This is a genomic window from Bradyrhizobium sp. SRL28 (genome assembly GCF_018596315.1).
GTDB lineage: Bacteria > Pseudomonadota > Alphaproteobacteria > Rhizobiales > Xanthobacteraceae > Bradyrhizobium.
In genome coordinates, this window is sequence record NZ_JAHEAG010000044.1 from 1 (window position 1) to 13,662 (window position 13,662).

General features: G+C 59.0%; 13 protein-coding genes and 1 pseudogene. 7 read left to right on the forward strand and 7 right to left on the reverse strand.

The features are described from left to right. Positions 1 to 229: 229 nt before the first annotated feature. Both KIP88_RS38955 and KIP88_RS38960 read right to left on the reverse strand, forming a co-directional pair. A complete protein-coding gene (locus KIP88_RS38955) occupies positions 230 to 1,615 on the reverse strand; it encodes a GntP family permease (RefSeq protein ID WP_214493452.1) in 1,386 nt (461 codons plus the stop codon). Between the two features lie 44 nt (positions 1,616 to 1,659). Further along, the gene (locus tag KIP88_RS38960; RefSeq protein WP_214493453.1) at positions 1,660 to 2,145 is read right to left on the reverse strand and encodes a CBS domain-containing protein; all 486 of its coding nucleotides are present in this window, start codon (positions 2,143 to 2,145) and stop codon (positions 1,660 to 1,662) included. A gap of 680 nt (positions 2,146 to 2,825) precedes the next feature. Between KIP88_RS38960 and KIP88_RS38965 the strand changes: the two genes are divergently transcribed. Then, complete coding sequence (locus KIP88_RS38965; protein ID WP_214493454.1) at positions 2,826 to 3,176, forward strand: phasin; 351 nt, start codon at positions 2,826 to 2,828, stop codon at positions 3,174 to 3,176. A gap of 69 nt (positions 3,177 to 3,245) precedes the next feature. Next, positions 3,246 to 3,732: pseudogene (locus KIP88_RS38970) on the forward strand (potassium channel family protein). Here the strand turns inward: KIP88_RS38970 and KIP88_RS38975 are convergent. Beyond that, positions 3,683 to 4,366: a helix-turn-helix domain-containing protein gene (locus KIP88_RS38975; RefSeq protein WP_214493489.1), complete on the reverse strand. Its 684-nt coding sequence runs from the start codon at positions 4,364 to 4,366 to the stop codon at positions 3,683 to 3,685. The pseudogene KIP88_RS38970 and the gene KIP88_RS38975 sit on opposite strands and share 50 nt — an antisense overlap. Positions 4,367 to 4,733: 367 nt before the next feature. On the opposite strand from KIP88_RS38975, the gene KIP88_RS38980 reads away from it, so the two are divergent. Beyond that, on the forward strand, positions 4,734 to 5,357 hold the full coding sequence (locus KIP88_RS38980) for a response regulator transcription factor (RefSeq protein ID WP_214493455.1): 624 nt from the start codon (positions 4,734 to 4,736) through the stop codon (positions 5,355 to 5,357). 209 nt (positions 5,358 to 5,566) lie between these two features. Beyond that, positions 5,567 to 5,941, forward strand: a complete 375-nt coding sequence (locus KIP88_RS38985; RefSeq protein WP_214493456.1) for a response regulator transcription factor — start codon at positions 5,567 to 5,569, stop codon at positions 5,939 to 5,941. A 14-nt stretch (positions 5,942 to 5,955) separates the two neighbouring features. On the opposite strand, the gene KIP88_RS38990 is transcribed toward KIP88_RS38985, so the two are convergent. Together KIP88_RS38990 and KIP88_RS38995 are read right to left on the reverse strand one after the other, a co-directional pair. Then, positions 5,956 to 6,444: an invasion associated locus B family protein gene (locus tag KIP88_RS38990; protein WP_249791356.1), complete on the reverse strand. Its 489-nt coding sequence runs from the start codon at positions 6,442 to 6,444 to the stop codon at positions 5,956 to 5,958. 138 nt (positions 6,445 to 6,582) lie between these two features. Further along, positions 6,583 to 7,473 (reverse strand): S9 family peptidase, encoded by an 891-nt coding sequence (locus tag KIP88_RS38995; RefSeq protein ID WP_214493458.1) that lies wholly within the window; start codon positions 7,471 to 7,473, stop codon positions 6,583 to 6,585. 235 nt (positions 7,474 to 7,708) lie between these two features. On the opposite strand from KIP88_RS38995, the gene KIP88_RS39000 reads away from it, so the two are divergent. Beyond that, complete coding sequence (locus KIP88_RS39000) at positions 7,709 to 9,439, forward strand: SulP family inorganic anion transporter (RefSeq protein ID WP_214493459.1); 1,731 nt, start codon at positions 7,709 to 7,711, stop codon at positions 9,437 to 9,439. 258 nt (positions 9,440 to 9,697) lie between these two features. Beyond that, positions 9,698 to 10,135, forward strand: a complete 438-nt coding sequence (locus tag KIP88_RS39005; RefSeq protein WP_214493460.1) for a hypothetical protein — start codon at positions 9,698 to 9,700, stop codon at positions 10,133 to 10,135. A gap of 48 nt (positions 10,136 to 10,183) precedes the next feature. On the opposite strand, the gene ppk2 is transcribed toward KIP88_RS39005, so the two are convergent. Then, the gene (ppk2, locus tag KIP88_RS39010) at positions 10,184 to 10,984 is read right to left on the reverse strand and encodes a polyphosphate kinase 2 (protein WP_214493461.1); all 801 of its coding nucleotides are present in this window, start codon (positions 10,982 to 10,984) and stop codon (positions 10,184 to 10,186) included. A 43-nt stretch (positions 10,985 to 11,027) separates the two neighbouring features. After that, a complete protein-coding gene (locus KIP88_RS39015; protein WP_214493462.1) occupies positions 11,028 to 11,483 on the reverse strand; it encodes a hypothetical protein in 456 nt (151 codons plus the stop codon). 248 nt (positions 11,484 to 11,731) lie between these two features. Between KIP88_RS39015 and KIP88_RS39020 the strand changes: the two genes are divergently transcribed. Next, complete coding sequence (locus tag KIP88_RS39020; protein WP_214493463.1) at positions 11,732 to 13,639, forward strand: ATP-binding protein; 1,908 nt, start codon at positions 11,732 to 11,734, stop codon at positions 13,637 to 13,639. Positions 13,640 to 13,662 lie beyond the last annotated feature (23 nt).

The window sequence follows — 13,662 nt, forward strand, 5'->3', positions numbered from 1 at the left end:
TCAGCGCAATTTCTGATTGTCGAACTGGAAAAGGCTCGTGTGCACACCTGACGGGTCCGCTCCGTGGCATGCCGAGAAATGGAAAGGGTAGGCTAATTCCGAGGCTCAGCTGACATGAGTCCTCCAGAAGCTACCGAGTCGTCTGTTGACCTCTATCGGTGCGCGACAGCAGCAAAACTGGGCGTCAGGCAACTCTTGTGGCGAAATTCCAGCCTCTCTGCTGCATTTCTCAGTAGATTCCGGTCAAATAGAAAAATGCGATGGCAACGAACACCGCCGCAGTTTTTGTCAACGTGATGACGAACACATCCTTATAGGCTTGCCTGTGGGTCAAGCCCGTAACAGCAAGCAGCGTGATGACGGCTCCATTGTGAGGCAATGTATCCATGCCGCCGCTCGCCATGGCCGCGATACGATGAAAGACTTCAAGCGGGATGTTTGCCTCCTTTGCGGCTGCAATGAATTCATTGGACATCGCGGCAAGGGCAATGCTCATGCCGCCGGAAGCCGAGCCCGTGATGCCGGCGAGCACCGTCACGGTGACGGCTTCATTGACAAGCGGATTGGGGATCGCCCTGAGCGCAGCGGAAACCGCCGCAAAGCCCGGCAACAGCGCAATCACTCCACCGAATCCATATTCGGACGCGGTATTGAGCGACGCAAGCAAAGCCCCGGCAACGGCTGCCTTGCTGCCATCCGCGAATTTTGCAAGCACCGGACGCCAGGCAAAGACGAACACCATCACTATACCAAGGAGCAGAGCGCCCTCGACTGCCCATATGGCTGCCACCGGACCAATCTGCGTAACGATCGAATGACCGCCGAGTGTGACTTCGTGCTTCGCGCCGTAAGCCCGAGGCACCAGATGCGTTAGTATAAAGTTCGCGACACCCACCACGACCAGCGGCGCGATGGCGATCCACGGGTTAGGCAATGCCTTCTCTTCGAATGGCTCCGGCTCGTTGAGAAGCTCCGTACCGTAGCCTTCTCCGCGCTTCTGCGCCGCCCGTCGGCGGTTCTCGATATAGGCAAGACCGACCCCAAAAACGAAAACGCTGCCGACGAGCCCTAGCACCGGGGCGGCCCACGTCGTCGTATTGAAGAACGTCGTAGGAATGATGTTCTGAATTTGCGGGGTTCCCGGCAAGGCGTCCATCGTGAAGCTGAACGCACCGAGCGCAATCGTGCAGGGGATGAGCCGCTTTGGAATATCCCCCTGCCGGAACATTTCGGCCGCAAACGGATAGACCGCGAACACGACGACGAATAGCGACACGCCGCCATAGGTCAAGATTGCGCAGACGACGATAATAGATAGTACAGCGCGCTCCCGGCCGAGCACGCCGATCACGGCGGCGACGATCGACTTCGAGAAACCCGACAGCTCGATGACTTTGCCGAAGACAGCGCCCAGCATGAAAACGGGGAAATAATTCTTCACGAAGCCGACCATCTTCTCCATGAAGACGCTGGAGAATAGCGGTGGAACGAGCGAGGGATCGGTCAGCAATACCGCGCCAAGCGCGGCAATCGGAGCGAACAGGATCACACTGTAGCCGCGGTAGGCGACAAACATCAGAAAGATAAGAGCGCCCAACACGATCAAGAGATCCATAGCCACACTCCCTTTCAAATAGCGAGCCAGTGGATGCAGGCACCTCAAGCAGTTGATGTGAGCATCATCATCCGTTCGCGCTCAAGCTCGCTGATGACCTTGGCGTGATGTGTCACCGCCTCGCTCAGCAAGTCACGAACCGAGATAACGTCGATCGCGGTGCCGTTATCGACCACCGGCAGGTGACGAATGCGGTGCGTGTGCATCAGCCTCAGGCAGTCGGCAAACGTATGGGCCAGATCAGCTTTGATAACGTCTCGGACCATGACGTCCGCTACGGGGGTGGCTTCAGGGGATTTCCCCGCCAGCACCAGTCGCCGCACGCAATCGCGTTCGGAAAGAACGCCGACGATCGCTCCGCGCTCTATGACGACGAGAAATCCGATGTTCTTCTCAGCCATGAGGCGCACTGCCGTAAGCATGTTATCCCCGGGACCGACTGTCCACAGCGCTTGTGATTTGGCGGCAAGGATCTGCTTCAACGATCGATAGGCGAGAATTTCTTCCGGACGTCTGAGTGGATGATCCATGGCGCCTCTCTTCCCGGGTGCGAAATGGGCGGAGTGAGCTGACATTCCCTGTCTTAGTGGATAAAGGACGCACCACATTACTAATCTTGGAGCCCTGCTGCCGCCTTTCGGAATAGAGCTTTGGCCAGCATGCTGAGCAATGAGTTAGAGGGGGTACGCCGATCTCTATTGATCCATGTCAAGCCGTCTGCACAGTGCGCACTGCAACAACAGCGTGTTCTAGGCGATCGCGATGCTCAGCGCGCAACGTGATCGGACTGGTTCGCAGCTAGCATCACAGCGGCCGATCACCAATTCAGTAGTAGGAGATTCACATGGATCGCTCGTCATCCCTAGTTGGCTCAGCGTATCTTGAAAGCCTCATGCGAGCCGGCCAGCTAACAATGAAGCAATTTGACGATGCACTCGCCAGCACAATGGGAGCCAGTGGAAACTATCCAACGCCGGGGCGTTCGGGTAACGGTCGTGTCAGCGATAGCCGACGGCCCGCTAATGCTCGGAATCCCGCCAGGCGATCTCCGGACGATGGCTGCGGCAATGCCGGACTGCCGGTTCGTGGTTATGCCCAGTATCGGGCATTCGATGAATTCTCGAACTGCCGGCGCCGGCTATTTCGGGGCCTCGTTCGGGGGCTTCCAAAGTAGTCGATCGGATTCGTTCTTCAAATGGAGGAGTTAGTGATGTCAGACGCCAACCTTTCCGCCGATAAAGTCCGCACGATGCTGGCTGAGGCCAACGAGCGCCTTCGAAGCGCCAGCGCGGAGTACTTTGGCCTGCTCGAGAAAGGCCTGAGTTCCTCGCCGCTGCCGATCGCCGACCAGGCGAAGCAGTTCTGCGGCTACATGCAGCGCAATGTCACCGCGACATTCGATCTCGGCGATAAGCTGATTCAAGCCAAGGACATGCAGGACGCGGCCAAGATTCAGTCTGAATTTCTCCAGGACCAGATGCGCTCGCTGACCGACCATGCAAGGAGCATGGGTGAGTCTGCCATGAAGGCTGCGACAAGCGTCTTCACCCCAAAGAGTTGAAGGCAGCTGCAGGCTCGGCCGGCCGGAGCGTTCGATGACGCTCTGCCGTCCGATCAGTGTGGGATGGTTATGGCGCTTCAATTCCTGGTCGGCTTCGTCGTCAGCTTGATCAACATTATGATCCATGCGCTTGTGACAGTCGGGGCGATCGGCATTGCCCGCTCCGCGGGGTTGCGGCTCCGCGAGCGGCCGAGAATGCACTTGATAGCCGTGATGGTCGGAACCGCGGCGGCCCTGATGGTAGCGCACACGCTGGAGGTCCTTGTTTGGGCGCTAACCTATGGGCTCGTCGGCGCGGCGCCTGCCGACAGCGACCTGCTCTATTTCGCCTTCGTAAATTACACCACACTTGGTTACGGAGATATCACGCCTGTGCAAGCGTGGCGACTGACCGGGCCAATGACCGCAATGAACGGTATACTCATGTTCGGCTGGTCAACCCGCCGTTCTGTTCGAGGTTCTCCGCAGGACGCTCGAGCGCTTCGCGGCGGTCGGCGCTCCCGGGTTCAGTTCTGCAGATCGAGGTCAGCGAGCTGCCGCCGGTCCAGAAGGATGATCTGGCGCTGATTTCTGCCGATGAATCCGATGATGTCGAGTTCATGCAGCCGCGACAACGCGCGAGACACGGTTTCCAGTGTCAGGCCCAGATAGTCGGCGATGTCGCGTCGTGACATCGGCAGTGGCATGACGCCGGCCGCCGTAAGCCGTCGATCCATCTCGATCAGGAAGGCGGCGACCCGTTCCAGCGAAGTCTTGCGGCCAAGCAGGAGCATGTGGTTTTCCGCGTGCTGCAGATTGTCGGTGGTCATGCTGAGCAGGTTTCGTGAGACCAGGGCATCGCACTCAGCCACCATCTCGAGGCTACGGCGCCTGATCAGGCGAACCGTGGTGGTCACGATCGCCTCCGCCGTAAACCGATGCTCGCTTCCGTTTTCCAGACCGAAGATGTCGCCGGCAAGATGAAACGCACCAATCTGCCGACGGCCGTCCGAAAGCAGCTTGTAGCTTCGCACCGCTCCGTTCTTCACCTGATAGACATAGTCCGCCGGCTCTTTTTCGCCGTAGATTTCGGTACCTTTCTTGTAGGTAAATTCGTTTAAGCTAACCTTCGGATTTGACTCGCTTGCTATTCCGAGTTCGCCGAGAGAGGTGGGGCGGGGGGCCGGATCAGTCGTGATGCGGACAAACATGGCCAACTCCTGAACGCTAACTGGTTGTTGCCGGTAGTCTGCCTCTAGGAAATGTTTCGTCGGAAGGAATGGCCCGCTCGCAATAGTTGATCTTCTAACGAAGGCATTATTTTTGACTATTGGCTGAAGGGTCATTGTACCAAGGTACAGGTCTGTAATACCCTGCCAGAAAGGCACGGATACCTGTCCTAACCCACGGATTTGGATGTATTGATAGAGTCGTGGGCAAGTAATGTTTCGACGGACTCGATTAGTTGTCGCCTCAAGGATGCACAGTCTGTGTGGAGGTGATGCGATGCTGCCCAGTGACCTCACTTGATCTGGCAAGTGAGACGTCAACGGTTTTGATTGACGGCTAGGAGGGGAAATGCCTGGCCTTGTGTACGTGGTTGACGACGATGCTTCGTTTCGGACGGCGATCGAACGCCGGCTGAAAGTTGCCGGTTATGAAGTCGAAACCTATTCTTCGGCCCAACTATTGCTGGATCGTGTGCCGGCCGCTGAACGACCGGGATGCATCCTGCTGGACGTGCAAATGCCTGGACTGACCGGGCTGGAATTGCAAAGCCGTCTTATCGAACTTGGATCGATCCTGCCGATCGTCTTTGTTACGGGCCATGCCGATACTCCGACGACGGTCCGGGCCATCAAGGCGGGCGCCGAGGATTTCTTGACCAAGCCGGCATCATCAGAACAGCTGATCGCGGCTATCGAGCGCGCCCTGGCACGATACGAGGCTCTACGTAGTCAACGGGCCAAACTCGATTTGATTCTCTCTCATTTGGCGAGACTGACGCCGCGTGAGCGCCAGGTCTTCGATCTGATTGTGCGTGGCAAGATCAACAAGCAAATTGCCACGGAATTGGGAACGACCGAGCGCACGGTGAAAGCACATCGCCATGAAGTGATGGAGAAGATGCAGGTACACTCGCTCGCGGAATTGGTTTCGAGTGCGGAACGGCTCGGTCTTCTCGATCGTCGCGCCAATTAGAGAAGCTAATCGGCAGTTTGTCTCACGAGTAGGGTTCCCGTCGTGAGATCCTGTACAAAAGGACAATATGAAAACTCGCTGACAGGGTGTCTAAGGCAATGAGCATGAAGCGTTGGTTAGTCGGCTAATGCGGGTCTTCAGACTGGCGAAAATGGCCGCAGCGCGATGGCGCAGTAACCGACGATTTGAGAACCCGAAGGCCGCTCATCTTGCGCACACCCAAATCAATCCTTGTCGTGGACGATAATTCGTCGATGCGCAAATGCATCAAGCGGCTCTTGAGTGAGCATGGGTTCAACGTACTATTGTTCGATTCGGGTGCTACGCTGCTCCGTCATGCAGATTTCGATGGCGCCTTTTGCGTCATCATTGACATCAACCTGCTTGACCAATCCGGCATAGAGTTGCGGCGCCAGCTCGCCGATAAAGGCGTCCGACTGCCGGTAATTTTTATCACCGGCAATGACAGCGATGCGAACCGCTCAGCCGCAATCGAGGCGGGATGTATCGCCTACCTACCCAAGCCATTCGCGGCCCGATCGCTTATCGAAGCGGTCGACAGAGCTCTTGTGGAAATATTCTAGCGCGATCGGTCTCCTCATTCATCAATGTCCTGCTCGAACGTCTGTACCGGCGCGCCCTTGTTGATGGAGGCGAAATGTGTAAGGGGAAGCGACGTCGTGAGTGCCAACAGGTTTGAATCGACGAATTCCAGCCGAAGCGCCTGTCCCGAAGCCAATTCCTGGATCATCTTGGGGGCGGCCACGCTCCCCGCGATGCAGGTGTTGGTGAGACACCAGGTATAAGGCACGTGATAGGGCGCCCCTTGGTCGACGGTAAGCCTGACCGGCTTTTGTAAGTACATGCCGACGGGGGAGAATATCTGCAGCCGTGCGCTGCCGTCGCCCTCCCGCTCGATGATATCCAGACGGACTGCCATTTGACCGGTTGAAAACTTGCCGGTGATCGATGTCCGGCAATGCTTCTGAGCGCCGCCCGGCTTGAAGCAGAGCTTGCGCCAGTCTCCATAAGTGACGTCCTCTACCTCTCGCTGCCCACGGATCGCAATTTCGGTCTGTTGCGACATGGCAGGCCGGCTGGATGCAACGCTTGCGGCCATCGCCAGGAGGAGGGCCGCAAAGAAGAGCGTTGCGCAATCGCGTTCTGGCCGCCTCTCGGTGCGATGTGAGCATGTCACGGTTACGCCTCCGGCTTTGGTTACTCGTCATCGCTGTTCGTCAAGAAACTTCGCCACCAGCGGCGACCAGATCGGGATGGCATCGGGAGAGCCGATAAAGAAATGCCCCTCGTTGCCGAACGGCGGCACCAAATGGTATTCGGCTGTTCCGCCTGCTGCCGTAAACGCTTCGTGCATGCGTTTCGACAGAGCAGGGGCGAAGAAGGTGTCGTTCTCGATATAGATCCAGAGCATCGGCACGCGCGACGTGCGGCCGAACTCACTGGTCGCTTCCACTAGCTTGTCTGGCGCGCAATTGTTGTTCGGTTTGCCGTCGACGCGACCGCCACGGCCGGCGGCAAAGATGATGATCGCCTTGACTTGAGGCGGGTTCAAACTTGAAAGCGCGATCGAGGCCCATCCGCCGGCGGATTGCCCGACGACGATGACATCTTTCGGCACGATGCGCTTTTCGTCGGTCATGTAGTCGATGATCCAGAGATTGACTTGCGCGACCGCAAGGCCGGGAGCGCGAAAATTGGGATTGCTGCATTTTCCTACTTTCGAGAAGAACGGGCCGTAGAGTCCATGCTCGGGTATGTCGATGGCCGATGCGCCGTACCCAGTGCCGACGGGAGCCACGACAAGATAGCCGCGTTTGGCGAACCACTTGGCAGCGTCGCGGAATTCGACGAGCGGAAAGAAGCTGCGGTCGGTCGGGTTGAGTGAAACGCCATGGTTCATGATCACGAGCGGGAAAGGCCCGTCGCCGACCGGCCGCACGAGGTAGGCGAACATCGGGAGCGGCAGCGGCAGCGCCCAGATTTCTTCCTGGATAAGGCGCGACGTGGCCTGATCGCCCGCCCGCGATGGCGTGATCAGATTTGCGAAAAACAGCAGTAACGTAGCGGCTAGGGCCCGGAAGCGCTGCTGGCACATGCCGTGACTCCTCGATGTATCCCGGGGCTCACCGCTCGATCGCGCGTCAATTTGATTCCCGGGAACCCGTCGAAAGCTTGATCCAGATCAATCCGCGGTGGGCTCGAGACATCGCCTATGGCCGTCCAGGGCCCGCGACAGCCTGCGTCGTGACATGAGTTCTCTGGATATTGCCGCCAGTGGCACTGCTGATCGTCCTGTTTCGCTACGAGATACGACCCGGCGAGGATCGCCTATGAAGTCACGCTCGTTTCAGCGAACGGGCTGGACACGGAGTTTTCCTCCGTTGACCTGGCTTGGCGAATATGAGCCGTCCTGGTTGCGCCATGATGCGATCGCGGGCGTGACGCTCGCCGCCTATGCTATCCCGGTGTCACTGGCCTATGCGGGCCTTGCCGGGCTGCCGCCTCAGGTCGGCATTTACGGCTATATGCTTGGCGGCTTGGGCTATGCACTCCTTGGGTCGTCGCGTCAGCTTGCGGTCGGCCCGACCTCCGCAATCTCGCTCATGATCGCCGGGAGCGTCGGGGCGCTCGCCGGAGGGGATGCGATACGCTTCGCACAGATCGCGAGCCTTTCGGCATTCGCGGTGGCGGTGCTTTGCCTGATCGCCTGGCTCTTCAAGCTCAGCATTCTCGTCCGTCTGGTCAGCGACAGCATCCTCGTCGGCTTCAAGGCAGGGGCCGGCCTCACAATCATAATGAGTCAGTTACCGAGCCTGTTCGGCGTGGCCGGTGGCGGCCACAACTTCTTCGACCGGGCAATCCGGCTTGCGGCTCAGGTCGGCGATACCAACCTGCTCGTATTGGGAATCGGAGTCGCGGCGATCCTGCTCTTGCTCGTCGGTGAACGGTTTCTATCGGGCAGGCCGGTCGGACTCGCTGTGGTGGCGCTGTCGATCCTCATGGCAACCTTGTTCGGCCTGCCGGCATTGGGCGTACCCGTTACCGGGAACATTCCGGAGGGATTGCCGGCTTTCGAGGTGCCTACTTTCGGGATGCTGGAATTCCATGAGTTATTTCCAATAGCGGCCGGATGTGTGCTGCTGGCCTATATAGAAGGTGTTTCGGCGGCCCGGAGTTTTGCAGCCAAGCATGGATATAGCCTCGATGTCCGGCAGGAATTTCTGGGGCTTGGGGCCGCAAATCTCGCAGTTGCGTTTGGCCATGGCTATCCGGTGGCCGGCGGGTTGTCGCAGTCCGCGGTCAATGACGGGGCGGGAGCGCGCACGTCCCTGGCATTGGTGGTTTGCTCGTTTGCCCTCGCGCTCTGCCTGCTCTTCTTTACGGGGTTGCTGACCAACCTTCCCAAGGCAGTGTTGGCTGGTATTGTCTTTGTTGCCGTTTACAAGCTGGTCGACATTCGCGCGCTGCTTCGCATGTGGAGGGTAAGCCGCATCGACTTCTATGCGGCGGTTATCGCGCTCGTGTCAGTGCTGTTGCTTGGGATCCTCCAGGGCGTCCTGCTTGCTGCCCTCGCGTCCATCTTCCTGCTGCTTGGCCGGGCATCGAATCCCAACATTGCGTTCCTCGGGCGGCTTCCTGGAACGGGCCGCTATTCCGACAGCGCCAGGCACGAGGGCGTCGAGCCGCTGGTCGGTGTCATCGCGTTCCGACCCGAAGCCTCGCTGCTCTACATCAATGCCGAGACGATTCTGGAAGCGGTCTTGAGGGCGCTACGAAAATCGCCTGACATCCGGCTGGTGGCCTGCGATCTCTCGGCATCCCCCTACATCGATCTCGCCGGGGCGCGGATGCTGCTCGATCTCCATGAAGAGCTGGCGTCGCGTCATGTAGCGCTCTGCATCGTCGGCGCCCATGCGCAGTTGCGTGACTTGCTGCGGGCAGAAGGGTTGGCGGAGAAGACGGACAGCAGCGAATGGCTCCGCACCCTCGACAGCGTGCTGGGCGAGGGCAATGCCAGGGAGCGATCAGGTCTTCGTGAGGAACGGCTGCCCGGACCGTGAAATCCCGCTGATAATCGGCGACCGACAGATATCCCTCACAGCTATTGCATTGCGAAGCGCAGCATTCGCCGCCAGCTTGGCGAGTTCGTATTGAGAGAGCGCGATCCTTGACTTGGATCAAAGGAGCGGGCGGGCAGGGGGGCACGATCCGACGAGCCATCACCTATGCCGTGTCCGGCATTCTGCTCACCGTACTTCGCCTTGCTCCTAGCCCAATAGGTGGTCGTCGCATCGCGTCTCTTCAGAGGAAAAAACGTCATGAGAAAATCTGCCATAAGCGTTGCCCTGGTTGCCTTGCTCGTGGGCGTGGCTGGCATCAGTACGCCATCCCGAGCTGAAACCGGCCAGGTTGCAGTCGTCTTCACCAAGGGCGGCTTCATCATCGGAGTCGGTGGTGGCGAGGGTGTGCTGGTCCTTCGTGGCAAGCGATATCCCTTCACCGTATCGGGCATGAGCGTGGGCTTCACGATCGGCGCCTCCACCACCAAGTTTGTCGGCCGTGCGCTCAATCTGAAGGGGCCGGCTTCAATTGAAGGCTCCTATGCCGTGGTCGGAGCTGGAGGTGCCGTCGTCGGCGGAGCCGGAGGTGTGCAACTGCAAAACGCCAATGGTGTGCTCTTGCAGCTCAGCGGTCCCAGAGTCGGCGCCGAAGTGTCTGCCGCCGTCGGTGGGGTCACGATACGGTTGAAGGGTTGAAGTAAGCGGGAGGCGACGGGGCCGCGGAGTTGCGCGGCCCGATTTGCTTCAGTACCGCTCTTCGACGAACTTCATCCGGCGCAGGCTGGCCTGATCGTCGTAGCGGCCTTTGCTGGATCGCTTCGGCAGCTTGACCTTTTCTCGCGCGATCTTCTTGTACGGGATCGTTTCGAGGATATGCGAGATGACGTTGAGCCGTGCCCGTCGCTTGTCGTCGGAGCGGATCAGCCGCCACGGCGCATGCTTCGTGTCGGTTGCCTCGAACATCATGTCGCGTGCTCGCGAGTAGTCGTACCAGCGCCCGAACGACTCGGTGTCCATCGGGCTTAGCTTCCACTGTCGCAGAGGATCCTCGATGCGTGCCTTGAAACGGGCTTCCTGCTCCTCCATCCCAACCTCGAGCCACAGCTTTATGAGGATGATGCCGGCATCGACGGCGAATTTCTCGACCAACGGGCACAACTCGAGGAAACGCTTGTGTTCGGTAGGCGAGCAGAAGCCCATCACGTATTCAACGCCGGCGCGGTTGTACCAGCTACGGTCGAAGATCACGATTTCGCCGCCGGCCGGGAATTGCTCAATATAGCGCTGCAGGAACAACTGGGATTTTTGCCGGTCGGACGGCGTGGGCAGAGCGCTGACACGGAATATCCGGGGGCTCACCTTTTCGGTCAAGGCCTTGATGGTGCCGCCCTTGCCGGCGGCGTCGCGGCCTTCGAAGATGATGATCACCTTCAGCTTCTCGGCCTTCACCCATTCCTGGAGATGGCAAAGCTCGACCTGGAGCTTCCCTAGCTTTTTCTCGTAATCCTTGCGCTTCATTCCTTCCGCGGGCTCGTCGGCTGACATGCTCACCGTTCCATTGTTCAATCCATATCCGCCCGAACTGTCCTCAGTCTCCCCAGGCAATGGTGATGGCGATGTCGCCCGGAACGCCTCCCGGGTACTCGATGACCTGATAGCTGATGCGATAGCCGCGCGGTTTCAGGTAGTCGGTCCAGAGCTGGAATATTTCCTTCGGAATTCCGGTCAGCGTATTTTCCCAGCCTTTCTCTTGCTGGATGATGGCGCGGCCCTTGTCGGAGCACAGCGAGTTGGGGAACCGATAGACCTGCACTTCCGTCATTCCGTTTCGCACCGCCCGCTGGATGACGGTCGAAGCGAGCTGGATCTTCTCCTCCTCGGATTTGCCTGACGGACGGTTGAGCCGGTCGATCAGCGCACGTTTCTCAGCTTCAGCGGCCGCGGCCAGGCGCGCATATTGTTCTGCCTTTTCGGCCTCCTTGAGGGCCGCCTCTTTCTGGATCTGCTTCGCAGTGGGAATGAGATTATCGATGCTGCCAGGCATGACTGGTGGCTCCTGAGTGGTGGTTCTGCGTCTGCGTTGCCGGGAGGCTAGGTGGCGGCGACGTCGTTCCCTTGATCCAAATCAAACAATCCGCATCGGGGGTAAGCATGCAGGGCGTGGAGGCCTACGGTCGGGTCACGACGCCCTGTTGACGTCATCGTCCGACCCGGCTGAGGCGGTTGGCTGCGGTGTCGCTGGCACTGGAAATGTGCTGGAATGCAGCCCGTTCGAACTGCCGGGGTCAGTGGATGAGCGGACACGTCCCGACCGCAGCGATCAACCCGGGCTGGCCAGTCCTGGTCGCCCGTCTCTGCGTCTGCCTGGTGGTCCTGGCGACCCTACTGCCCGGACCGGCAAGCGGCGAGCCGCGCGGTGAACCCAAACGCGTGCTGATGCTGCACTCGTTCGGGCGCGACTTCCTGCCGTGGAGCGCATATGCCCGCACCATCCGAACCGAGCTCGAGCAACAGTCGCCGTGGCCCCTGGAGCTTCAGGAACACAATTTACTGTCGGCACGGTTTGACAACCCGGGACCGGAAGCTCCGTTTGTCGACTATCTACGGTCGCTTTACTCTGGCCGTCCGCCGGACATCGTGGTGAGCGTTGGCGCACCTGCGGCCCGGTTTGTTCAGAAATACCGCGCGGAGCTTTTCCCCAAAACACCCATGGTGCTGACGGCGGTCGAGCAGCGGCTGGTGAACCGGACGGATTTGACGGATAGCGACACCGTCATTGCGGTTCACAACGATTTCTCGGCCTTTTTCGACAGCATTCTTCAGGTTCTGCCGGACACGCGGACGATTGCCGTGGTCATAGGCGCTTCGCCCCTGGAGAAATTTTGGCTGGAGGAGGTAAAGAGGGAAGTCAAACCCTTCGAAAACCGGGTCGCATTCGTCTGGTATGCCGACCTCTCCTTTGCGGAAATACTGAAGCGGGCGTCGGCGCTCCCGCCGCATACCGTTCTGTTCTGGGGCTTGATGTCGGTCGATGGGGCAGGTGTCCCCCATGAAGGCGATCTCGCCTTGCGCAACCTTCATGCGGTCGCCAACGCGCCGATCTTTTCCTTCCAGGAAGGCTTTTTCGGTCGAAGTACCGTTGGTGGACCGATGCATTCAATCGGCGCTTCGAGCAACAAAACTGTCAATGCCGCCATCCGCATTCTGGGTGGCGAGAAGCCAGCCGATATCAAGGTGCAGCCGATCGGATTTGCATCACCGAAGTACGACTGGCGGGAGATGCAGCGCTGGGGCATCAACGAGAGCAACCTGCCCCCGGGGAGCGAAGTCTTGTTTCGTGAGCCAAGCATATGGGAAAGATATAGTTGGCAGATGTCGCTGATTGCGTGCGTCATCCTGATCCAGGGAGGGTTGATCGGCGGATTGCTCCACGAACGGCGCCGCCGCCGTCTCGCCGAAGTCGAATCGCGCCAACGCCTCACAGAGCTTGCACACCTCAACCGCTATTCGGCCGTCGGCGAACTGACAACCTCTATCGCGCATGAGTTAAATCAGCCACTCGGCTCAATTCTTACCAACGCCGAAACGGCCGAGCTCATGCTGAAGGGCGCTTCACCGAATCTCGAAGAACTCGGGGAAATCCTCGCTGACATCAGGCGTGACGACCAGCGCGCCAGCGAAGTGATACGCCGGCTGCGCAGCGTGCTGAAGAAAACACCTTTTGAGATGAAACATATCGACTTGAACGAGACGGTACGGCAAGCGATCGGATTCGTCGCAGCCGTGGCCCACGGGCGCGGCATCGCACTGAAGTACGGCACGACCGCGGCCGATCTGAACGTCAAGGGCGATGCTGTTCAGCTGCAACAAGTTGTTCTGAATCTGATTATCAACGCGATGGATGCGATATCCGATGCGGAGGCAAAGGAGCGCGAAGTCAGCGTAACAACGAACCTTTCAGGCGCCAGTGCGGAAATCAGGATTAGCGACACCGGCCCCGGTATTGCGACCGGCGATCTCAAGAGCGTCTTCGATCCTTTTTTTTCGACAAAACCGCAGGGTATGGGCATGGGACTTGCGATCGTCCGCACCATCGTCGAAGCGCACCACGGACAGGTTTCTGCGGCCAATCAGTCATCCGGCGGCGCGCTTTTCACGATCAGGCTTCCGATTCCCCGCGGTCGACCAATTTCGGCCTGATACACGCGGCCACGCTGCTCTTG